This window comes from Pseudactinotalea sp. HY158, assembly GCF_009660225.1.
GTDB lineage: Bacteria > Actinomycetota > Actinomycetes > Actinomycetales > Beutenbergiaceae > HY158.
Window position 1 is genome coordinate 713,503 of record NZ_CP045920.1, and the last position, 23,144, is coordinate 736,646.

At 71.8% G+C, this 23,144-nt stretch carries 15 protein-coding genes and 1 pseudogene; 2 read left to right on the forward strand and 14 right to left on the reverse strand.

Annotation, left to right across the window (positions count from 1 at the left end; all coding sequences use genetic code 11):
* Positions 1–5: 5 nt before the first annotated feature.
* From GCE65_RS03130 to GCE65_RS03170, 10 genes are all read right to left on the reverse strand, one after another.
* Entirely contained in the window at positions 6–431 is a 426-nt protein-coding gene (locus tag GCE65_RS03130; protein WP_153877351.1) for a phage tail protein, read from the reverse strand.
* Between the two features lie 3 nt (positions 432–434).
* The gene (locus GCE65_RS03135) at positions 435–1,367 is read right to left on the reverse strand and encodes a hypothetical protein (protein WP_153877352.1); all 933 of its coding nucleotides are present in this window, start codon (positions 1,365–1,367) and stop codon (positions 435–437) included.
* A gap of 2,471 nt (positions 1,368–3,838) precedes the next feature.
* On the reverse strand, positions 3,839–3,997 hold the full coding sequence (locus tag GCE65_RS16200; RefSeq protein ID WP_194928808.1) for a DUF6760 family protein: 159 nt from the start codon (positions 3,995–3,997) through the stop codon (positions 3,839–3,841).
* A complete protein-coding gene (locus tag GCE65_RS03140; RefSeq protein ID WP_153877353.1) occupies positions 3,994–4,452 on the reverse strand; it encodes a hypothetical protein in 459 nt (152 codons plus the stop codon). Before GCE65_RS03140 ends, GCE65_RS16200 begins: the two co-directional genes overlap by 4 nt.
* Positions 4,449–4,898 (reverse strand): phage tail protein, encoded by a 450-nt coding sequence (locus GCE65_RS03145; protein ID WP_152817441.1) that lies wholly within the window; start codon positions 4,896–4,898, stop codon positions 4,449–4,451. Before GCE65_RS03145 ends, GCE65_RS03140 begins: the two co-directional genes overlap by 4 nt.
* Before the next feature lie 32 nt (positions 4,899–4,930).
* Positions 4,931–6,478 carry a phage tail sheath subtilisin-like domain-containing protein gene (locus GCE65_RS03150; protein WP_153877354.1) on the reverse strand — a complete coding sequence of 516 codons (1,548 nt, stop codon included), beginning with the start codon at positions 6,476–6,478 and terminating at the stop codon, positions 4,931–4,933.
* 126 nt (positions 6,479–6,604) lie between these two features.
* Positions 6,605–7,330 (reverse strand): DUF4157 domain-containing protein, encoded by a 726-nt coding sequence (locus GCE65_RS03155; RefSeq protein WP_228760088.1) that lies wholly within the window; start codon positions 7,328–7,330, stop codon positions 6,605–6,607.
* A gap of 130 nt (positions 7,331–7,460) precedes the next feature.
* Positions 7,461–8,336 (reverse strand): M23 family metallopeptidase, encoded by an 876-nt coding sequence (locus tag GCE65_RS03160; RefSeq protein ID WP_153877355.1) that lies wholly within the window; start codon positions 8,334–8,336, stop codon positions 7,461–7,463.
* Positions 8,333–8,935 carry a helix-turn-helix transcriptional regulator gene (locus GCE65_RS03165; protein WP_153877356.1) on the reverse strand — a complete coding sequence of 201 codons (603 nt, stop codon included), beginning with the start codon at positions 8,933–8,935 and terminating at the stop codon, positions 8,333–8,335. Before GCE65_RS03165 ends, GCE65_RS03160 begins: the two co-directional genes overlap by 4 nt.
* A 266-nt stretch (positions 8,936–9,201) precedes the next feature.
* Entirely contained in the window at positions 9,202–11,727 is a 2,526-nt protein-coding gene (locus GCE65_RS03170; protein WP_153877357.1) for an HNH endonuclease signature motif containing protein, read from the reverse strand.
* A gap of 495 nt (positions 11,728–12,222) precedes the next feature.
* Here GCE65_RS03170 and GCE65_RS03175 point away from each other — a divergent pair, with 495 nt between their 5' ends.
* Entirely contained in the window at positions 12,223–13,152 is a 930-nt protein-coding gene (locus GCE65_RS03175; protein ID WP_153877358.1) for a GIY-YIG nuclease family protein, read from the forward strand.
* Positions 13,149–14,111 carry a RhuM family protein gene (gene rhuM, locus GCE65_RS03180; protein WP_153877359.1) on the forward strand — a complete coding sequence of 321 codons (963 nt, stop codon included), beginning with the start codon at positions 13,149–13,151 and terminating at the stop codon, positions 14,109–14,111. The genes GCE65_RS03175 and rhuM overlap by 4 nt, the downstream gene beginning before the upstream one ends.
* Here rhuM and GCE65_RS16470 read toward each other — a convergent pair.
* The 4 genes and pseudogenes from GCE65_RS16470 to GCE65_RS03200 form a co-directional block, all read right to left on the reverse strand.
* Entirely contained in the window at positions 14,090–16,087 is a 1,998-nt protein-coding gene (locus GCE65_RS16470; protein WP_153877360.1) for an ATP-binding protein, read from the reverse strand. The two genes, rhuM and GCE65_RS16470, sit on opposite strands and share 22 nt — an antisense overlap.
* Positions 16,088–16,313: 226 nt before the next feature.
* A pseudogene (locus GCE65_RS16475) lies at positions 16,314–16,763 on the reverse strand (DUF4255 domain-containing protein); the annotation flags it as partial.
* Between the two features lies 1 nt (position 16,764).
* A complete protein-coding gene (locus GCE65_RS03195; protein WP_194928809.1) occupies positions 16,765–22,251 on the reverse strand; it encodes a DUF11 domain-containing protein in 5,487 nt (1,828 codons plus the stop codon).
* 231 nt (positions 22,252–22,482) lie between these two features.
* Positions 22,483–23,106 carry a response regulator transcription factor gene (locus GCE65_RS03200; RefSeq protein WP_152817452.1) on the reverse strand — a complete coding sequence of 208 codons (624 nt, stop codon included), beginning with the start codon at positions 23,104–23,106 and terminating at the stop codon, positions 22,483–22,485.
* Between the last annotated feature and the right edge of the window lie 38 nt (positions 23,107–23,144).

A 23,144-nucleotide genomic window follows, 5' to 3' on the forward strand; every position in this document is an offset into this window, starting at 1 on the left:
ACTCGTCACGAGATGAACCCGTGGTGGGCGATCTCGAGGGTCTCGGTCGCGATCTGCGGGGAGTCCGGGCTGAAGGAGGGCCCCGACCAGCGCACCGGCACCACCCCCTCGAGGCCCCATTGGGCCACGAGGGTTCCGTTCGTGGTCATCGCCTTGATGGTCGCGGTCTGGCGCTGATAGCCGCGGGTGATCCCCGTGATCCAGGTCGCGATCCGGCTCGTGTCCGCACCGAGTGGTCGGGTGAGCTTGATCGTGGGGTAACTGATCCGGCTCGGGAACTGCCAGGTGAACTGGTTGTTCCCGCCCTCCTGATGGGTCTCCAGGGACACCTCGGCGCCCAGGCCCTCGCAGCCCGTGAACGTGCCGAGCTGCTGATTGTCGATGCTCACGAGGAACTGGATCGTCACCGCGGTGTCGGTGTCTGCGAGCATGTCTCACCTCCTGTCGACGCGGTGCCCGCGCCGTTCCCGGTCGAGCAGGAGCTCCTGGCGCAGCCGCCGGAGCAGCGGATCGAGCAGTTGGCCGGCGAGCAGGTCGAGTTCCTGCGGCGCCATCTCCGCCCGGGCGGCACCCTCCTCGGCGGTCGGCTGCTGCGACTCGGGACCACTCGGGGTCCCGGTCGGGGGCGGATCCGCGGGCGCCGCGGTCTCTGGACGTTGCGGTGGCTGTGGCGGCTGCGGCAACGGCCGCGGCGGCGGCGAGCTCGGCCGTGACGGGCCACGGGCGGGTGCCCGCTGGACGACGTCCAGCGCCTCCGCCGGCCGCGGGGACGGCCTCGCGGTGTGTTGGACCGGGGGCACGGGGCCTGCGAGCACGGCGCCCGGGGGCACGGACCGGGCGAGCGATACCGGGCTGTCCGGCGTGAACGACGACGACGCGGAGGGTGAGAGCGGCGCGGCCGGGGAGAGCGGCGAAGGCGGGGAGGCCGTGTCGGTGGTGAGGGGGAGCGAGGCCGGTTCGTCCAGCGGCGTGCCGGAGCGCTGCAGGGTGGTCATCGCCCCGGCGAGGGGCAGGCTCGTGCCCGGCGCGAAGAGCAGTGGCCGTGACTCGGGGGCGGTGCGCTGGATCGATGCGGTGCGCGTGAGGAGCGCCGTGGTGCCGGGTGGCATGGGGCCGGGTGCCGTGGTGCCGGGTGCCGTGGTGCGGGCCGTCCTCGACGACGCGCTCTCCCGGTAGCCCGCGCCACCGGTGGAACGGACAACGGTGGACGGTCCGCCGGCGGACAGGCGACCGGTGGGCAGGTCGGCGCGGGTGGTCGGGTCGGGTCGGGCGGCCGGGTCGGCTCGGGTGGCCGGCGCCGGATCGCCCGGGGCCCGGTCGGTCAGCGCGTGGCCGGTCGGAGCACGGTCGGTCAGGGCCCTGAGCACGACGGGAGCGGGACCCGCTGTGCTCGCCGTGCCTGCTGTGCCTGCTGTGTGCGGGCGGGTCGATGACGGGGTCACCGCAGCCGTGGCGCGAGGAGTGGGGAGGTGCGCGGCGCGGGCGACGACCGGGGCCCCGAGCGTGGTGCCGCCGGGGCCTCGGCCGGGAGCACCGCTCGCCGGCGCCGCCGGCGACGTCGCCGGCGAATTGGCTACGCCCGAACGAGCGCTTGCAGATGCGGTGGGCGGCCGCGAACCGGGAGGGACGGACGGACCTGTCACGGACGTGTCCGGGGAGCCGGACGGCCGGGACCGTTGCGTCGTTCGTTGCACCCGAGCGGTGGGGGCGACAGGAGCGGTGGCGGCTGACTGCCCGATCGAGCCGGCCGGGCCGATCGAGCCGTCCAGGCCGATCGGGCCGATCGAGTCGATCGAGCCGGCCGGGGGGCCGACCGAGGGGCCGGGGCCGGCCGATCCGGACTCGTCGAGCGGGAGGGCCGGCGGGCGATCGGCGAGAATCGCGGCCTCTGCCGCCTCTGCCGCCTCTGCCGCCTCTGCCGACGCTGAGGACGCTGAGGACGCTGTGGACGCTGAGGACGCTACAGATCGTGAGATCGTGACGTCCGCGGACGGGGCCGGAGCGCTGGGCCCATCCACGGCGGTGCTCGAACCGGTCGAACCGGTCGAACTGGTCGAATCAGCCGAATCAGTCGAACTGGCGGAACTGGTCGCATCGCGGGAACTCGCAGCCCCCGTCGAACCGGGCGCGACCGAGCGTGCGACGGGGAGGCCGGGCGACGAGCCCGATACGGAGCCGGGTGTCGAGGTCGACGCTGAGCCCGGGCTCCGTCGAGGTTCCCCAAGCGATCGCGATCCAGTCGTTGGACGGGTGGAACGGGGCGGCACCGGCGGAGACACTGCCGGGGCTCCGTGCCCGGACGTGGGGAAGGGTGCGGCCCCGGAGACGTCCGGGGTCGTCGCGGAGCGCTGCACCGGCATTCGGGTGGAGATGGTCGGCGTGGCGGGGGAGTTGCCGGCCGGGACGGCCGGGACGCCGGTGACGGGGATCGCTCGCGTTCCCGGAAGCGATATCGCGGTGGACCGCGGCGGGAACACCTGGCTCTCGCCGGGCCCTGCAGCTGCCTCGGAAGCCGGCGACTCGGGCGCAGGTGGCTCGAAAGCCGGCGGCACAGCGGGTGCCGGCACAGCCGACGCGGGCACCACCGCCGATTCGGTCGCGGCGGAGCCCCTGCTCCGCTGTACGGGAGGCTGCAGCAGGGTCTGGTCGGCGGGGTCCGGCGCGCCGGGTGGCTCCACGCGCACCACGGCAGCGCTCGCGTCCGCAGGGGTCCCGGCGACCCGGGCGACCTCGACAGCGCCGGCGATCCCGGCCGACTCCGCTCGGCGCTGCACCGGGGCCGGAGTGGCCGGAGCGGCCGGCACGGACGCCACGTGGGCACTCGGGGTGCTGGATGCCCGGGCAGGCCCGGGACCCGAGTGCTCCGGCGCGGGGGAGCGCTGCGCGGGTACGTCCAGGGTGGGCTTCTGCTGGGTGGGATTCTTCGGGGTGGGCACGTGCCGGGGGGCCGGAGCGCTCGGGCGCAGGGGCGCGCCGAGACCGGGAGCGTGCGGCCGGGAGGGGTCGACCCGGGGGAGCGGAGGCCGGTCCGCGGCGCTGCGCTGGGCGGCCGGACCCGACCGCTCCGTGGGTGCGCCGAGGACCGGCGCGGCATCGACCGGTGCGATCGGCACATCCGTCTGCCCGGTGAGCGCGGCCTGGGCCGCGACGGCCGCGATATCGCCGAGCGACATCGCCGTCACGGGGCCGGCCTGCTCGACCGAACGCTGAACCGGCTGCCCCGGCTGAACCGGCTGCCCCGGGGGCGTGGCGGCGGTCGGGGTCGAGGACGTGCTCCGCCCGGGGTGGCCGGTGCCGTCCTCCGCTGCGAGCTCGGCGGGACCGTGGACGCCGGGGGAGGGCGCCAGGGTGAGTTCCTCCCCGGTGGGGTAGCTCGTGCGGGGGAGGGCCGTCGTCCCTGCGCTCAGGAACGGCGACCGCAGCGCGAGCGGGTCGCGGCGCGCCACGGCGGGCGAGACACTGCGGCTCACGACCGGCACGTCCACCTCACGGGCGGTGACGGCGGTGGCGGACTCCGCGGCCGTTCCGAGGCCGACCCCGTCGCCGTCGACGACGCCCGCGGGACCGGACGAGGAGACGAGGTGACTCATCGTGCCGGTGACCAGCGGGGAACGGCCGAGGGTCGTCCAGGACGAGCCCCCGAGTTCCATGGACGCGGACGGCGCGAGCGAACGCTGCAACGGCGGCAGGTGCGCCCACCCCATCGGGGGCGGCCCAGCCGGTCCAGCGGGCATAGTGGGCTCGGTCGGCCCAGCGGGCCCAGTGCCGGGCATGCGGGAACCGGCGGGCTGGGCGCCGCCCGAGGGCTCCTCCGTCCGCCTCTGCCAGGGCCAGCGCATCAGACCTCCTGCGACATCCGCCGGTTGATGGCCGCGATCTCGTGCACGTAGCGCAGCCGCTGGCCGTGCTCGAGATCGAGGATGTCATCCTGCGGCCAATGGAAGTGATAAGCCACGTACGCGACCTCCTCGTAGATCTGCTTGGGCGCGTACGTCACGATTCCCCCAGGCGACCGTCCGAGAGATCGAGGGTGAACCGGTGTGAGCAGTCCGGGCACGTGACGGCCGCCCGGGTGTGCCCCTCGGTGTTGACCCGCCGGTAGAGGTCCTGCAGGAACGCGACGTCGGAGGCGAACATGTTCTCCACCACCGACGGGCCCAGGCTGCCGAGGGTCCCGAGCGAGGTCACGACCCGCCCGAGCAGCACGACGGTGGTGAACGCCGGATTCTCCTGAACACGGGCGTCGTAGGCGGGCATGAGCTCGTCCCGGGCCGTGGCCAGGCGCATCGTGCCCTCCCGGTGCAGGACCCCGTCCGCATCGAGATACCCCCGCGGCAGCACGAAGTCGAACTCCGTGCGCAGGGTCTCCCGCGGCGAGGGCTCCGACTGCACGGATTGGACCGGGAGTGCAGTCGGAGCCTCGGCGAGCTCCGGAGGGGAGCCTCGTCTCACTGGAACTCCATCTCATCCCAGCAGACCGTGAACGACTCGGCGATCGGGTCGGTCGAGCCGGCCTTGAGGGTGCCGCTCACCTCGACGTCCTTGACCCAGCAGTTGCGGTAGCTGAGCTTCTTCACGATCGTGTCGTCCGAGGAGTAGATCGCCACCTCGGCGGTCTTCCGCGATCCGGCGAGATCCCCGCCCATGACGGCCTTGAGCCAGTCGGTGATCGTCTTCGAATCGGTGAGCCCCCGCTTGACTGTGAACTCGCCGGGCTTCTGCCTGCCCATCATCTGGCGGGTGATGAACTTCCCGTCCGCCGCCTGATGCTGGTAGGTCACCTTGTCGACCTCGGCCTTGAGGCCCGAGACCTCCATGACGTAGGGGACCTGCACACCGTCGATCGTCACGCTGAACGAATAGGCCGGGGCGACGTCCATCGCGTCTGGTAATGGCATGTCGATTCACTCCTTCTCGAGTAGATTCCGGCCTATTCGGAGACGAGGCTGGCGCCGCCGGAGAACTGCGCGAGCTGGAAGATGACGAATTCGGCGGGCTTGACCGGGGCCACGCCGATCTGGCAGAGGACCTGGCCGGCGTCGATCGCCTCGGCCGGGTTGGTCTCACGGTCGCACTTGACGTAGAACGCCTCGTCCGGACTGAGCCCGAACAGGGCGCCCTTGCGCCACTCGTTCACCAGGAACGAGGCGATGGTGCGCTGGATCCGGGCCCACAGCGCGTCGTCGTTCGGCTCGAACACGACCCACTGGGTGCCGATGAGGATCGACTTCTCCAGGTAGTTGAACAGGCGGCGCACGTTGAGGTAGCGCCAGGCGGGATCGCTCGAGAGGGTACGGGCGCCCCAGATGCGGATACCGCGGCCGGGGAAGCTGCGCACGCAGTTGATCCCGACCGGGTTGAGCAGGTCGTGCTCGGCCCGCGTGATCGTGGTCTGCAGCGAGATCGCCCCGCGCACCACCTCGTTCGCCGGGGCCTTGTGCACGCCGCGGGTGTCGTCGCTGCGTGCCCACACCCCGGCCATGTGGCCCGAGGGCGGCACGAACGTCGCGGCGCCCGAGGCCGGGTCGAATACCTTGATGTAGGGCCAGTACAGCGTCGCGTACTTGGAGTCGTAGCCCGCGCCGTCGACGCGCCATTCCTTGATCTGCTGGGCGTTGAGGTTCGGGGGCGGATCGAGGATCGCCATCCGGTCGCCCATGAGCTCGCAGTGGGAGATCATCGCCAGCTGCACGGCCTGAACGCCCTCGAGGTCGATCGCACCCTGCTCGTAGGCGGCCATGAGATCGGGCACGGCGAGCATCGTCACGTCCTCGATCGCCTCGAGGCCCGCGAATCCGGTGCGCTCGGCGGCGTCTCCGACGTAGTCGTCCGCGCCGAGGCGCTCCGTGCTCGGCGGCTCGGGCGCCGGCTCCGGCGCGATGAGCTCCACCTCGCCCTTCGTCGGCTTCATCACCGCGCTTCCCTGGGCGACCTGCTCGATCGTGATGATCTTCGACTCGGCGCTCACCTTCGTGGCGACGTTGTCGCCGCCCTTCTTGGTGGTCACCCCGTCGAAGGTCTCGGCGGGCTTGCCGTCGACCTTGATCACGAGCTTGAACTTGTCCTCGCCCGCCTTGTCGTCGGCCGAGTCCTCGACCGCGATCGAGATCTTCTTGGTGGTGGACTCCTTCGCGGTCACGAGGAAGCCGGCAAGCTCACGCTGGGGCGGGCCCGCGATCTGCTTGCGGGAGCCCTTGCCGGACCCCCCGGCCGGCTCGGCGCCAATGCGCACGACATAACAGTTCCCGCCGCCGTTCTGGAAGTACCCGTAGACGGCATGGGCGAGATAGGAACCCGGGATGAAGTCGCCGAATGCCTCGGCGAACTGGGTCCAATTGGAGACCAGCGTGGGCTCGTTGACCGGGCCTTGCTCCGCTAGTCCGACGAATGCGGCGACGGCAGTGCCGACACCTTCGATCGGGCGTGATCCCGCCTCGACCTCCTCGACGTACACACCTGGTGACAGGTAGGTCGGCATCTCTTCTCCTCACGGCTTTGGGCGTGTGAGAACTGTGACGCGAACCACCGTGCGGGCGAAGGTTCCCGGGGTCGTGATCGGGGGAAGCAGACCTCGCCCGAACGGGCAGCCGCCCGAGCCCTCGGCTCAGAGCTCCTCGTCCTCCACCGCGTCGCCGGCCTCCTCCCGCTGCACGAAGCGCTGCGTCTGGACGGCGGAGCTCGCCTCGTCCTCGAGCAGGTCCGTCTCCTCGGACGCGCGTTGGAGGGGCTGGGCCATGACCGAGTGCGCATTCGCCTCGGCCGCCCGCTCGAACCGGTCGCCCGGATCGGACAGCTGGATGCCGCCGCCGGTGGGAGTGCCCGAGACCGGCCCGGAGCGTTGCTGGACCACGTGGGTGAGTTCGTGGGCGAGCAGGTGCCGCCCGGAGTCGCTGCCGGGCTGATAGTGCCCGGCGGAGAACACGATGTCGGAGCCGACCGTGTAGGCGTGGGCCTGCACGGACCGGGCCGAGGCGTCGGCTGCGCCGCCGGTGTGCACGCGCACGTCCGAGAAGTCGTGACCCATCCGGGTCTCCATCTCGGCGCGGGTGCCGGCCTCGAGCGGGGACCCGCTGGAGGAGGAGAGCAGGTCGAGCGCCGGCGAGCGGGCGTCGTCGATGAGCTCTTCGGTCGCGGCGTTGCCCGCGCTTCGCTGCAGGTCGAGCAGGCCGCGGGCGCCGAGCACCTCCGGATCGAAGGAGGCGAGCCCGGCGGGAGGGGACGCGGGCGCCGTCACGTTCGTCGCGCCGGGGCTGCGGGCCGGGCGTGACAAACGCTCCGTGCCCACCGAGCGCGGCCGGTCGGGGGTCTGCGGTCCGTGTTCGAGCATCATGCCTCCCGGTAGAGCTGTGCGCGCCATCCTCACCTCGCCGTGGGGTGAGGCGAAACGGCGCGCGGACGAACGATCGGGAGGGCGCGCGTGCCCGATCGGGCGAGGGCTCGGGCCGGGCCGCGCTCCGCCGTCACTCCCGCAGGGCGAGGTGCTGCGGCTCCGTGTCCATGTGCTCCCCGTTGCCGGGGAGGCCGTCGACCGGGCCGGGACCCTCCCCGAGGGTCACCCCGGCGAAGGCCATCGGCAGGCCGTGCGCGGTGCGGAGCGAGGCCCGGTCCATGAGCTGGGCGTGCACGTGCGGTTCGCTGCTGTTGCCGCTGTTCCCGCACCGGCCGATCACGGTGCCCGCCGTGACCGCCTCGCCGACCCGGACCGTGACCGAGTGGCGCTGCAGGTGCGCGACGGTGGCGAACACGCCGTCGTCGGTGCGGATAGTCACGTGGTTGCCCAGCAGGAAGGACGGGCCGCCGATCTCGCGGATCATGCCCTCGATCATCAGATAGCCCACGGCGAGGAGGTTCGACCGGGACCGGTGGTCGCGGTGGCGGCGGGCGGCGCGGACGACGACGCCGTCGGCCATCGCATGGACGGGCCGGCCGAACGCCGGATACTCCTGGGGGCGGCGCATGGGCCCCCGACCACCGAAGCTCGGGCGCGGGCGGTCGTGGGGCTCGTGCACGAGGTCGATCGCGTAGGCCTGTCCGTAGGCGCGGACGCCGTGGCTCGGGACCTTCGTGGCCGGGCTGTTGAGCGCAAGCCACCGCCCGTGCACCGGGGCAGGCACCGTGCGGGGCGCGTGCGCCGGGAGCAGCCGCGGGCCGGCGAACGTGATGATCACGGCCACGGCCCCGACGATGAGGGCCGCGTTCACGGCGGCGCCCCGCGCCGTGTCCACGAGGTCGTGATCGAGCGTGCGGAGTATCACCGCGTTGGCCACGAGTACGAGGCAGGCGGCGTAGTAGAGGAGCCCGCGGACTCGGTAGAGGGCCAGCAGCGCGGCGGTCATCGCTGGGCTCCGAGCAGGCAGACGAGCAGGGGGACGACGCGGGGTGCCGGCACCTCGTAGCTGCCGCGCCCGCTCTGACGCACCCAGCCGGCCGCGAGCAGCTGGCGCAGGTGGTGATGCAGTTGGCCGGTGGTGCCGACCGAGTCGAGGTCGGCGAGGTCGGCCGTGGCGTGCATTCCCGAGAGGATGTGGCGGAGGAGTTCGATCCGGACGGGGTGCGCGAGCGCCGAGAACGTCTCGGCCCGGTCGTCCCATGCGGACTCCAGGAGCCCCTCGGTGCCCGCGCTCTGCTGCCAGGCCACCGGTGCGCCGTCCGGAAGGGTGAGCGAGCCGACGAGCATGACGGCGCCCTCGGCCGTCGTCGGGTGATCCGGCCGCCGATCGCGGAGGCCCGTGAGCGCCCAGAACGTGTCGTCGCCCGGGATCGCGCCCGCGATGGTCGACGGTCGCTCCGACGCGGATCCGGCCGGGGCGGGTTGTTCTGGCTCGCCCCGATTCTCCGCCGCGCCCGTGTCGAGCGCCGCGCGTTCGAGGGCCGACACCCGGGCGGCCAGGTCCGCAAGCTCCGCCTGGAGGGATATCGTGTCAACTTCAGCCATGCGACGATAGTACGTACTTGCGTCCTTTGGGTGCAAGGCAGTTTCGCGTCATCGGCACCAGCATCGGCATCGGCATCGGCATCGGCATCGGCATCAGCATCAGTGCCGTGCTTTGGGTGGGGTCATCGTCGAGAAACGGCCTGAGGTGCTCGTCCGGCCGGCGTGCGCGCTCCGGGGTCGTGCATTTCGGGATCTCTTCGGCGTGGCTCCTTGGGCGTGGCTCCTTGGGCGTGGGGCCTGGGAACCGGTTCCTGGCTGTCTGGGCCCTACCTTGAGGGCGGCTCCGATGGCCCATCGGCGAGCATGGCTTCGAGGTCGGCCTCGCTCGGCTCGACGTCACTGTCGGCATTGCCGTATTCGTAGTCGAGGGCGTCCATGAAGGCCTCGTCGAGGTCGTCCCGGCGAGCCCGCGAGTCGGGTCCTGCCGCAGCGTTCGGGTGACCCCGGTGAGCTTCGAGATCCGTGCGAGCCGCGGGGTTCTGGCGTGCGTCGAGCGCCGTGTCGGCTTCGAGTCCCGGGAGAGTCTCGTTGCCCGGGACAGTCTGATGATCCGGGCGATCCGGGCGATCCGGGCGATCCGGGCGATCCGGGCGCGGCTCGTGGCCGGGAATGGCATGGGGGCCTGGAATCGCGCCGGAGTCCGGGAGCGCTTCGTGGCCCGGGAGGGCGGCGGGGCCCTGGAGGGCGCTGAGGTCGTGGCGGTGCCAGGCCTGGTCGGTGACCTCGGTGGTGCCGGTCGGGGTGCGTAGGAACCGTAGGCCCATGGGGCCCGTCCAGTAGTAGGTTCCGGGTCCGAGCATGACGTAGGACCAGGATCCGCGGCCCTGCGGCTGTCCGGGGTGGTTGTGGGTCTTCCAGCGGTGGTGCCGGCGGCACAGGCTGGCGAGGTTGCAGGTGCAGGTGGGCCCGCCGGTCGGGTCGCCCTGGCGGTCGGTCTTCCAGGGGTCGATGTGGTCGGCATCGCAGGCCCGGGCCGGGCGGGCGCAATCGGGGAAAGCGCAGGTTCGATCGCGCAGGTGGAGGTGGTCCTTGATCACGTCCCCGGCAACGTAGCCGGCGACTTCGTGTTCGGTTTCGAGGTCGATGACCGGACGCACGAACACCTGCGGCCCCCACGGCCCACCAGACCCGCCAGGCCCGTGCGCCGCGCCGGACCCGCCAGCGCGCCCGGGCATGGCCGCGTCGTGGGGCGTGGTGAACATGGCCGCGACCTCGGCGGCGCTGATCACGAGCCCGGTCGGGATCCCCGGCCCCTCGATGCGCACGGGTTCACGGGCCAACCTGCCCGCGACATAGGCCGGACCGGCGACGTGCTCGGGATCGACTGTGCCCGTCGAGCCGGCCGCACGTTCGAGACAACCCGTGCCTGGCGGATCCGCGCACGACCCATCGTCGGACAGGCCGCCGGGATGGCAATGAGGCCGGCCGCCGGGATCACGATCGGGATGATCGGGAGGCGGGCCTCCGGGATGGTGACCGGACCGGTGACCGGGCCCGTGATCGGGATGATCACGGGGTGGGCCGCCGGGTTGGTCGGGTGGCCTGCCGTCGGGCCAGAACGCGGAGGCGTTCATATGCAGGTACATGACGACCTTCGCCCGCGGCACGCCCCGACCCGACCACGCAGGCCCGCAGGACAGACCACCGCCCGCAGCCGTGGCAGGCGCCTCGCCGGTCGGGTCCGCCGCAGCTCCGACCACCGCAGCTCCGGCCACCGCCGCTCCGGCGGCGCTGCCCACGGCTGTACTCCCGGCGGGGCCCGCGGCTGTACTCACGGCGGGGCCTGCGGCTGTGCTCACGATCGGGCCGTCGAACTCGCCTGCGGCTTCATCGGGAGTCAGATCGACTGCGGCGGCCGCAGCCATGCCCACAGTGCCGCCGATGCCGACTGTGCCGCCCGTGCTGTTCGTGCTGTTCGTGCTGTTCGTGCAGTCCGGGGCCCCCGCCCCCGGCGCCTGTGCCTGCCGGGTCTGCTGGGCCTGCCGGGCCTGCCGGCCTGATTGTCCGTTAGTCAGGTCGAGGGCGTCCTGCCGGGCCGGTGCGGGGTGGTGGGTGGCGGCGATGATGCCCTCGAACGTGAGCGAACGTCGGGTATCGAGGACCTCACCGGATCCGGCGGCCTTGAGCTGCGCGGCCCCGAAGGCCAGGCTCTGTTCCAGATCGAGGGCCGCGAACGTGGACACGATCGCGTCGATGCGGCCTGTGCCGTCGGTGCCGATATGGACATCGGCCCGGCGCGGATCGGCCTGCGCCCGCTGCAGGTCGGCGTACTGGTCGGGCATGTGGGTGATCATCGCCTCCCGCACCAGACCCTTGATCGCGTATCGGCCCCGGATCGCCCCGGCGGCAGCGACCTGGACATCGACGAACCGGGCCGCCTCCACGTTCAAACCGAGGGTCTGTTCGGCCACGAGCCGGGCCGTGTGCGCCCGGGTACGCCCATCGAGCACCCGCCCGTACAGCAGCGGTAGCCGTTCGGCGACCTCGAGGGCTTCGAGGAGCATCGCCTGGGCGGCGTCGGTGGAGAAGCCGGTCACGGCCGCGAACCAGTTCGCCGCCGAATCACAGTACGAGACCCCCAGGGCCAGATCGGTGTGACAGGACCACGCCCCGCACTCTTCGGTGACCGGGCTGCGTTGGGCGATCTCGATCGCCAGGAAGAACAGATCGGCCTCCGCACCAGCCTGGACCTTGCGCACCTGACGGACCCGGTCCAGTACCGCGTCCTCGGACGCGAGCGAGGCGATCTCCGCTCGCCTCGCTCGCATCTGCCGGACTGCCTTCGTGCTCATGAAACAACCCTAGAACCGAGCACCGACATTCCAACTTGACCGCCGGCCGGCGGCCCGAGTTCCGAGGAATCACAACGAACTTCGGTCACGGGACCCTTCGGGTGCTGATCTGGAGACTGCAACCACGACCGCTGAGTGCGCCTCGCAGCGCTGGCTCGATCGTCGTCGCGGAGGCCGATCGCGGCGAGCGCGTGCCCTGCTCTGGCATGCTTGGTGCACGCCGTCCGGCAGCCGCACACTCGCGTGCGAGAGAGGGCGCAGGCATGGATTCGCGGCAGCATCGCCGCGCACGAGCGGACCAGGAGGAATGCCGGTAGTGGCGCTCAAAGAAGTTGGACCTTTACTCGTCTCTCTGGGCGAGCTGCGACCAGCTGCGCGGCGACATGGACGCCGTCGAGTACACGCACGCCTCGCCAAGGCCCGCGCGATCAAGGTGGGGATGATGCAGCAGCCCCTCACGGGCCGCGTGCGGCTGCCGATTTCGGAGGAGGCGGCATGAGCGCGGGTAAGTCGGTCCGACTGTTCCTGGCGGATGGGACGCCGGGCGGGCTGCTCACGGCGGAGATCATGAACTGGACGGGCCACGTGGTCGCGGCTCCCCGCTCCGATTTCGCCGCGCTGCTCAACCGGCAGGAGGTGAAGCGAACCGGCGTCTACATCCTTATCGGCGACGATCCCGACAGCATCGGGGGCGTGCGCGCGTATATCGGTGAGGCCGACGAGGTGCGCACCCGCCTGTACCAACACGAGCGGAACAAGGACTTCTGGGATCGCGCGATCGTGCTCACGAGCAAGGACGCGAATCTGACCAAGGCGCACGCTCGCTACCTGGAGAGCCGGTTCATCGGTCTCGGCCAGGCGGCCGGCCGTTCGACGCTCGACAACGCGACCCAGCCACCGGCGACTTCACTCCCCGAGGCCGACGTCTCCGACATGGAGTACTTCATCACCCAGGCGCAGATCGTGCTTCCCGTGCTCGGCATCAACCTCTTCCGCGGCAAGCCCGCTACGACTCAAGCGACTCAGACGAGCCCGGCGGTCCATCCCGTCGAATCGCCGACCTTCGTTCTCGACGTGCCGAAGAAGGGCATCACGGCCTCGGCCCAGGTGGTCGACGGTGAGTTCACCGTCCTGGCAGGATCGCGGGTTGCGCCCGGTGTGCGATCGGATATGAAGTACTCGGCTGCAACCGCGAGGGCGTATGCGGGCTACGAGGCGCTGCATCGCAAGCTCCGCGACGACGGCTCCATCGCCGTTGAGGGAACGATCGGTACGACGACCCGGAACATCGTGTTCTCCTCACCGTCGACGGCGGGCTCCATCGTGACCGGCCGGTCGTGCAACGGCCGCATGCAGTGGATGACGACCGACGGCACGACCTACGGAGCCTGGGAGGACCAGGGTGTCACCGAGGAGGCGCCGTGAGTGACGTCGAACTCTCCGGCCACTTCCTCGTCTATCGCGACGAGGCCGGCAACGCCCGCATCGACGTGCGCTTCGACGGCGACACCGTCTGGCTCACGCAGGCCCAGCTCGTCGACCTCTTCGATTCGTCCAAGGCGAATATCAGCGAGCACATCGCGAACATCATCGACGAGGGCGAACTCGCCGCTGAAGCAACTGTTCGGGATTTCCGAACAGTTCGGCAGGAGGGCTCCCGCCAGGTGCGGCGCTCCCTCACCCACTACAACCTCGACATGATCATCTCGGTCGGATACCGGGTGCGGTCCAAGACCGCGACGGCGTTCCGCATCTGGGCCACCCAGCGCCTCCGCGAGTTCATCGTCAAGGGTTTCGTGCTCGACGACGAGCGGCTCAAGAACCCCGACCTGCCCTTCGACTACTTCGACGAACTGCTCCAGCGGATCCAGGACATCCGCACCTCCGAGCGGCGCTTCTACCAGAAGATCACCGACGTGTACGCGACCTCGATCGACTACGACTCCGCCGCCGAGATCACGAAGGCGTTCTTCGCCACCGTGCAGAATAAGCTGCACTGGGCCATCACCGGCCAGACCGCCGCCGAGGTCGTCCGAGACCGCGCCGACTCGGCCAAACCCACCATGGGGCTGACCTCCTGGCGCGGCGACCGGATCAGGGCTGCCGACATCGCCGTCGCGAAGAACTACTGCACCGAGGACGAGCTGCGCGCGCTGAACAATCTCGTGGAGCAGTACCTGGCGGCACGCGAGCCCGCGCGCGGAGGAGCCATGAGCGACGTCGGACAGCATGAGCCGACGCACTACTTCGAGCGCAACCACGGCACGGCCTTCGCAGTGCTCATGGATGAACGTCTGCCCGACTGGCGCAGGCGGCGCACGCACAGGGGGCACGTCCCGCTCCGCTCCGAGGAATGGACCGCTCACCCCAGCAGCGACCAGTAGTCCCCGAACTCCTCGGCGAGGGTGAGCCGGCCGAGCTTGCGGTACTCGCGTTGCACGGCCGTGACCACGTGGCGCATCTGCACAGCGGCATCGGCCCCCTCGTCGGCGGCGTAATACGCGGCGGTGATCGCGGCGGAGCGGATCGCCCCACCCGAGAGGGTGAAGGCCTGGGCGCAGAAACGCAGGTCGAGATCGTCCGCGCGCGGCAGGTGGCGACCGAGGCACACGTCCCAGAGCAACTCGCGCTGCTCGGGCTCCGGCACGGGGAAGTCGACCACCACGTCGAGGCGACGGGTGAACGCGTCGTCGATATTGGCGCGCAGGTTCGTGGCGAGCAGCACGAGGCCGTCGAAGGTCTCGAGCCGCTGCAGCAGATAGGCGCTCTCGATGTTCGCGTACCGGTCGTGGGCGTCCTTGACCTCGGAGCGCTTCCCGAAGATCGAGTCCGCCTCGTCGAAGAGGAGCACCGCGTTGACGCCGTCGGCGGCGGTGAAGATCCGTTCGAGGTTCTTCTCGGTCTCACCGATGTACTTGTCCACCACGGTCGCCAGGTCCACGACGTACAGGTCGAGCCCGAGGTCCCCCGCGAGCACCTCGGCCGACATCGTCTTACCCGTTCCCGAGTCGCCCGCGAAGAGCGCGGCGACGCCGTGCCCGCGGCCGCCGCCGGGGCGCATCCGCCATTCGCTCAGGACCCGCTCGCGGTGCCGGGCCCGCAGCGCCACTTCGCGCAGCCCGCCGAGCGCGGCCTCCGGCAGCACGAGCTCGTCCCAGCCGACGGTGGGGCTCACGCGCCGGGCGAGGCGTTCGAGGGCGGTGCCGTTCTGGGCGCGCGCCCCGGTCCGGATGTGTTCGACGCCGATGCCGGTCGCGCCGTCCGCGACGGCCGCGGCTCGGGCGGTCCGGGCCGCGTGATGGATCTGCTCGGGGCTCAGGCGGAACTGCGAGGTGAGCTCGAGGCCCGCGGGGTCCTCGAGGCCGAGCTGCTCGGCCCACAGTGCCGTGCGCTCGGCCAGGGTGGTCTCGGGGGCGTCGATACGCAGCGGGAGGCGCCGGCTCCAGCGCGGATCCCAGCTCTCCGAGCCGATGAGGCATACGGGCACGTCCGCGGCGAGCTCATCGAGGAGTCCGGGGGCGAGCAGCAGCCGGTCGACCGGGCCGAGCACGAGGCCGGCCCCGGCGAGCCGGGCCTCCCGGGTGAGTAGCCGGAGCGCCTCCCGGGCCCGATCGGCGTCCGGCCACGGGGGCAGCTCGACGTTGAGCACTCCGCGGCCGACCCGCTCGAGGGCCCCGGCGGCCAGCAGTCGGCCCGAGCCGGTGCCGTGCTCCCGCACGTACACCGGATTCGCTCCGCCCTCGAGCGCCCGCGCCAGCGGCAGCGGATCGCCCCACGCCACCGGCGGCAGCGGGGCCAGCAGGCCCGCGATGTCCGGGTCGGGGGTGTCGTCGCCGAGCAGGTGGGCGACGACCCGTTCCGGCACCCGGAGCGCGCGCGAGGCGAGTGGGCGGTCGGGGTCCTCGAGGGTGAGCAGCCCGGAGGTCGGCAGCGGGCCGTGGGTGATCCGGGCGCGGTCGGCCCCGGACGTGAGCGCCAGCCCGCACAGCTCGAACGCGACCGCCGCCGAGACGCGGCGGCGGGTGACGTCGTCGTTGAGATAGCCGAACAGCTGCTCGAACCGCGGCTCCACCTCGGGCGCGAGGGCGGTCATGAGCAGGTCGAGGTCGGCGCCGTCGAGCCCGCACGCCTGCGCGAGGCGTGCGAGCGGGCCGTGGCCGATCCGGGCGCGGCCGGCGGGGGGATCGGCCACGGCGCGCGCGTTCGCGAGGAGCTGTTCCACGCGCTCCTCGGAGATGTACAGGCCCCGGTAGGGGTCGTCCGGGGCGGGGTCGACGGCCCGCCGCGCGGCTACGAGATTTCGGATGCGCTGCTCGACCTCGGCCAGGGCCCCCAGAAGCGCGGCCGCGCGCTCGGTCACGTCGTGGCTCGGCGGCGCGACCCGCCGGACTTCGCCGGCTCGGGGGCTCGGCCGGCTCGGCGCGCCCGGGCGGCTCGTGCCTCGTGCGCCGGGGGTCGGCGGCACCCGAGTCGGTGTCGGACATCTCCACGCCGGCGCCCCCGCTCGCGAGCGGGGCGATCGCGATCTCCGAGGGCACGAACGGGGCGGTGACGACCACGTCGATCGACGGCTTGAGCTGGCCGCCCAGGGCGGACCAGACGTCCGCGAAGCCGCGATCCTCGGGCGGTGGCATCCCGACCGAGAGCCGCACGTCGTTCTTGGCCGAGGCGAGCGCCCCGGTCAGGTCGCTGCGGGGGATCGACTCGTGCCACACGAGCGTCGCGAGCAGGCTGTCGAGGAGCCGGTGCTCGTCCTCGGGGCGCTGGGTCCACGCGGTCACGAGGTAGGAGAGCTTGAAGAGTCGCTCGGCGGGCCGGCGGGCGGAGACCCGGCCGTCGACGACGTCGTTGCCCAGGCCCCACTGGCGCCAGCGGGAATCCTCCCGCAGGTCGTACAGGTAGAGGTTGACGGTCGGGGCGTTGCGTCGCGCCGCCCACTCGGTCGTGGGCGCGTCGAAGACCACCTCCACCTCCGCCTTGCCGAGCGCCTTGGTGCGCAGCAGGGAACTGAGCGCCTCGTCGATCTCCGGGATCACATCAACCTCGCGTGACGAATTCGGGCGGCTCCAGGCCCCGCGGGACCACGAGCAGCGTGGGTGGCGTCTCGAGCCCGAAGCTCGTGCCCGAGACGTGGGTCACCTCGACCTCCCGCTCGCCGAGCTCGTCGCCCTCGATGATGAGCATGGAGAAGCGGAGCGTGCCGTCGTCCCGGGCCTCGATCGGCCCGGCGGAGGCCGTGACCCCCTCCGACCAGCGCGTGCTGATCACGGCATCGGGCGGCAGGTCGACCCCGTACAGGAGCGTGACATCGCCCGGGCGGGCGACGGCCGGCAGCAGCCGCAGGGTCGCCTGGACCGCCTCGAAGGCGGCGGTGGCCGTGTTGTTCGCGGGCGCCGGGTCGGGTGTCGTCGCCGCGACGACCGCCTCGATCTCCAGGTCGCCGACCTCGGTGGGCAGCAACGTGAGCCTCAGGGTCGTCTGCTCATCCGGCCCGAGGTCACCCAGCAGGCACACGCCCCGCCGTGGGCACGGGCCGGGATCGGTGACCTCCACGGACTCCGGAATGTTCAACGTGAGTTGGGTCCCCGCCGCCGTCACGGGCCCGTCATTATGGACGACGATGCTCGCCTCGAGCCCGTCCCCTCCGAGCCAGGCGCGATCCTCCGCGAGCGTCAGCCGCACCCGTAGGTCGGCGTCCGTGTCCGCGGGGTCAGACGGGTCGGACGGCCGCGGGGTGGGCGTGGGCGAGGGGACGCTGGTCGTCGTGAGGACGATCGTGGCCGTGTCGTTCGTGTCGTTCAGGTCGATCGAGTTGGTCGCCACGGTCACATTCACCTCGTGATCGCCGGCAGCGCCCGGCAGGCCCACCGGGATGGTGAACGTGACGTGGTCGCCGACCGGGATCGTGTCGTCGTGGGTGCAGGTGATCGTCGCCGCCGCGAGCGTGCATCCGGCCGGCAGCGGGCCCGGCACGACACCGTCCGGCACCGGGATCGTCGCGAGTGCGTCGCGGGCCGGGGACGGGCCGGTGTTCGTCACGGTGACGGTCACGGCGGTCGACCCGCGGGCCGGAATCGGCCCCGGGTGGTCGAGGGTGAGGCCCAGGTCGCTCAGCGGGACGTAGTCGGGGTGGTCGACCGCCGATTGGTACGCGTACCTCGTGTACTCCGCCGTGTACATCGAGGTGGGCACGGCGTCCTCGACGGCCGGATCGATCTCGACGATCTGATCGGGCCGGTCCCTGCCGAGCGAGCGGGCGAGCGCGATCCGCTCCCCGTCCGGGGACCACGTCGCGGCGCTGACGTCGAGCTCGGAGTACGCGTCCGGGTCGGCCCCGGGGTCGGCCAGGTCGATGGCGACGGGCGTGGTCACGACGATGTCGCCGGCGCCGGCCGGGTCGATCTGCGGCAGGTCGAGCACGAAGAGCCCGTCGAAGTCCGAGATCAGGTCGGTGAAGGCGACTCGATCGCCGCCGGGGGACCAGGACGGCTCGGCCCCGTCCACGCCGCAGGGCTCGCTCCCGACCGCGCAGTCGTCCGGCCCCAGCACGATCGGGCGCAGGGTGGGATCGGCGAGCGAGACGTAGAACAACTCCATCCGGTAGGTGTCGCCGATGACGGCCGAGAAGATGAGCCCGGTGCCGTCGGGGGACCACGTGGGGCTGGAGACCCTGTGGACGTCGTCGAAGCCCGCGAGCGGGAAGGTGAGGTCGCCGGTGGCCACGTCGATGACGGAGAGTTCACCGTCGAAGCCGCGGTCGTACGGCGCGCGCACGAACGCGACCCGGGTCGCATCCGGGGACCACACGGGTTCGCTGTCGGTGTAGAGGGCGTCGCGGTCGTCGCCGACGTCGACGACCGGGTCCGTGAGGGCGGTGATATTCGCCAGGTCGAGGGTGCCCGGTTCACCCAGATCTCCCTGCTGCCGACCGTAGACGTCGGCGACGACCAGTTGCCGGGCGCTCGTGGCGTAGCCCGAGCCGATGTCGAGTTGATGCTCGGAGATCCGGTCGTAGACGACCCGGCCGCCGTCCGGCGAGTAGTCGATGTTGTCCTCGTCGGTCGGGTACGGGGTGCCGGTGCCGGCGCCGCCCGGGAACGTCAGCTCGGGGAAGACGCTGTCGGCGAGAACGAGGTAGGAGTCCGGGCCGGCCGCACCGGCCGGCTCGGGGACCGCCTGCACGAGATCGTGCGAGGGCGGGCCGGAGTAGTACTCGCTCGGTTGCTCGCCTCGCAGACTGAAGGCGATCCGCTCCGTTTCCGGGTAGGTCGGGGCGGCCGCGTCGATCGTGATCGCCACCTCGTCGTTGTCGGCCACCGGATCGATCGAGTTCGTGCGGATCGCGGCGGTCACGTCGTTGGCGCCGGCGGTGCTCAGGTACACGTCGATCTGCCCGGAGACACTGTCGCCGACGGCGATCGGCCCGTCGACCGAACACGTGAGGGTCGTCGAGGCGAGGGTGCAGCGGTAGGGCACGTAGTCGAGTTCCGCACCCGCGGGGATCTCGATCGTCACCTCCCCGTCCCGGGCGGGGGAGGGCCCGGTGTTCGTCAGGGTCCACTCGACCGTCGCCGGCCGCCCGGCGGTGACCTCGGCGTCGGCCTCGAGCCCGATCGCCAGGTCGGCGACGGGTTCGTAGGCGGGGTTCGAGAGCGAGTACTCCGGCGCGAGGGGCCGGAAGTCCACGGTCGACACGCCGTCGTCGAGGTGGAAGGTGACGAGGCTCGATGGTTCCTCCCCGGTCCCCTCGAACGCCTCGGTCCGGGCGGCGGTCGTCAGGAGGCCTCCGTCGGGTGACCAGGCGGGCTCGTAGAAGCCCACCCACTCGTCGAGGTCGGGATCCTGCTCCGCGCTCAGGCGCGTGACCGCGCTCGCGGTCGGTGGGGCGCCGGGGCGGGTGAGCAGGTCGAGCACGAAGACGGCGTCCCCAGAACGCCCGCCCTCGAACTCCGGCGCGCCCGCGGTCACCGCGAGCCGCGCCGGACCGGAGCCGCCGGGGGGTGAGAAGGCGGGGGCGCGGGCGGGCACGATCCCCATGCACGGCTCGGACAGCCCGGCGCAGTCGGTCACGCCGGGTGCGAAATCGAGTGGCACGGGAGTCTCGGTCGTGCCCGTGACGGGCACGTACCAGAGCCCGCGCGGCTGATCCGAACCCGCGACGGATCCGTCCTCGACGGCGAAGACGATCCCACCGCCGTCCGGACTCCAGGTGGGCGAGGAGATCTCGAGGCCGCCGGTGTCGGCCAGCCAGGTCGGGTCGAGGAGATCCGTGGCGGCGTCGGTGCCGGCCGGGTCGAGGAGCAGCACCCTGCTCGACCCGATCGTCGTCCAGGAGGCGTCGGGATCGAAGTAGCGGCGCACGACGGCCAGGGTGGAACCATCGGGCGACCACGCGGGGTCCACATCGGTGAAGAGGTCGTCGGGTACGGGGTTCGGTGGTGGCTCGGGCGCCACGATCTCGGTGGCGCCGCCGAACGTGCCCGGATCGGCCTGCCGGCTCCCGCTCACATCGGCGACGACGATCCGGTGGTTCTCCGTGTCGTAGCTCGCCTCCTCAGTCGGGAGGATCTCGCGGGAGTATGCCACGCGGGAGCCGTCCGGGGAGTAGTCGAGGCCGTCCTCGTTGCGGAGCTGTGGCCCCTCGGGGCCGTCGACCGTGCCCGAGGCGAGCACCCGGTAGTTCTCGCTCGTGCTCGCGGGGTCGGCGAGTGACTGCACGAGGTCGAGGCTCCAGGAGTTCTCCCCGTCGATCTCGCCGACCCGGTCCATCGTGAACGAGAGCCGTTCCTGCCGGGCGTTCGTGGGCAGGGAGGGCTCGTCGGCCAGCGTCAGGTAGTCGGACTCGTAGTTCGACCCGCCCGCGAATCGAGACACCGTCGGGTCCGGGGAGGGCGACGATACGGACGCATCCCAGTAGGTGCCGCCCGGCACCTGTGGGGTGAAGGAGTACTCGACGCTCAGCTGTGCCGACGCATCCGGCGTCTCTGTGAGCGGCTCGAGGCGGGCCACCTCGCAGCGCACCGCGGAGGAGGACGCGATCACGCACCCGGGGGGCGGCTGCACGGCGGTCGACCCTCGGGGAATTCCGAGGAGGAGCCATCCGGGCCGGGAGGGGGAGGGGCCGTGATTCGTCACGGTCACCGTGACCGTGACCGGGGTTCCGACAACGGTGGCGGGGGAGAGCTCGGCCTCGAGCCCCAGGTCGCTCCACGGCTGCACGGACATCGAGGTCGCGTACGCGAACTGGTCGGTCAGCAGGGTCGCGGCCGGCATCGGCTCGTCGTCGGTCGGGGGAGGCAGTTCGAAGATGGAGTACTGGTCGCCCTCGCCGGTCCACGTGTCGACGTCTAGCAGAAGCGATCCGGTCGGCAGCCAGGCGATGTCGTTGATCGTCGGCCCCTCGTACTCGGGGTCGACGGCGTCGGCGTCGGTCCAGCCCACCGCATTCTCGGTCACGGTGATGGTGCCTGCAACAGGCGTCAGATCGGCCGGGAGCGTGAGCCGGTAGACGGTGAACCCATCCTCCACGATCGCTAGGACCTGCGGGTCCGTCGGGGACCAGGCAAGCTCGTCGATCCCCGAGAAGTCGTCCGGGCAGTAGTCGTCCTCGTCCGCCATCGTGAAGCAGACGCCGGGGCCGAGCACGATCTCGCTCGCCGTTCCGCTCGACAGGTCGTAGTGCCACAGCGCGGAGGGTCCGTCGCGGTAGCCGGGCTGCGGGGGTGCGAACATGCCCATGAACTCACCGATCCGACCGCGGAAGACGAGTGAACCGCCGTCCGGCGACCAGGACGGGTCGATGCTCCACTGGATGAGCGTGTCGTCGCCCGCCGGATCGGGCAGCTCGATCGGCGCCGGGTTCGGGGCGGAGTCGTCCGCGGGCTGGTCGAGGTCGTAGATCCAGATCCGCGGCCCGTCCGCGGCGGGCTGCCCGGCGGCGTCGACGGGCCGGTTCCGCACGAACGCGATATGGCGTCCGTCCGGTGACCACTGCGCCCCGAAATCGCTGTCGGTCTCGCGTGGGGAGGCGTCGAGCGGGGTGGGGGCGTCGAGGGGGCCTGCGGCCTGATCCTCCTGGGCGCCGAGCACGCCGGCCGTCATGAGCCGCCAGACGTCGGGAGTGTCCGGGTTGTCGTCCGGGTCGGTCTGCTCGCTGTAGACGACCTCGCTCCCGTCGGGCGAGTAGGACAGGTCGGCGGTCGCCGGATCGTCGGCGCCCGAATCGTCGCCGGCGGGCAGCATGGACCGGCTCCCGATCGCCTCGACCCCCGGGCGGTAGGCGAAGTCGTGCAGTCTGGAGTCGGTCGGCCGGCCGGCGCCGTCGAACGTGGCCGAGGTGGTCACGGCGATCCGCGGAGCGAGCGCCGCGGGATACGTCACCGCATCGGGCGGAGGCGCCGCGAGCGGCGGATGGACGACGGTCACGCCCCCGAGCGTGAGCAGGAGCGCCACCGGGAGGGTCACCGCGAGCGCGCCCCGGCCCGCGTGGCGCCACGCGCGCGGCAGCGGCACGCCGGTGCTCACCGGCATCCTTCGGTGCTGCTCAGGTTCACGCTTCCAGCCCTTCCATGACCCGCGCGCCGGGGCGTCGTGCCCGGTCCGGCCCGCGGACGTCGTGCCTCGTGGTCCACTGCGCCGTCGACGCTCGCCATCCCAGTCTCGCCCGCGCGGGCGAGCGCGGCGAGGCGGTCGGGACGGCGGTGCGGGCAGGTCGTCCGGCACGAACGGGCACCTCGCCGGTGTCGGACGCCGGTGTCAGATGAGGCCCTCGCGCAGCGCATAGGCCACCGCATGTGAGCGGTTGCGCAGCTGGAGCCGGGAGGTGACGTCGTGCAGCACGTTCTTGACCGTCCGCTCGGAGTAGCTCAAGGTCTTGGCCACCTCGGTGGTGTCGTAGCCGTCGGCGATGAGGCGCAGCACCTCGATCTCGCGGGCGGCGAGGCCGTTGAAGGTCAGCCCGCGGGGCTCGAGGATCTGCCGCTGCAGCTGGCCCACCTGGCTCATGAGCCGGCCGAGGAGGTCCGGGGGGACCATGCCCTGGCCGGCGGCGGCGATGCGGATGACCTCGACGAGCCGGTCGGCGGAGGCGTCCTCACGGTGGACGACGCCGACGACGCCCGCCTCGATCGCGGTGACGAGCTCGCCGTCATCGATCTGATTGATCACCAGGACCGACTTGGTGATGCCCCGGCGCTGGGCGCTGCGGAGCCGGCGCAGCGTCGGCTCGTCGAGCGAGGTCGTCACGATCATGGCCACATCGGCCGATTCCCGCTCCTCGGTGTCGAGGAGTCGCAATTCCGGGCGCACCCGGAGTTGACTGATGATTCCGGCGCGCGAGATCGGGTCTGCTGCGCTGATCCATACCTGAATGATCTCCATCGGAACTCCTTCGGCCGGGGGAACGGGACGGAACGGTT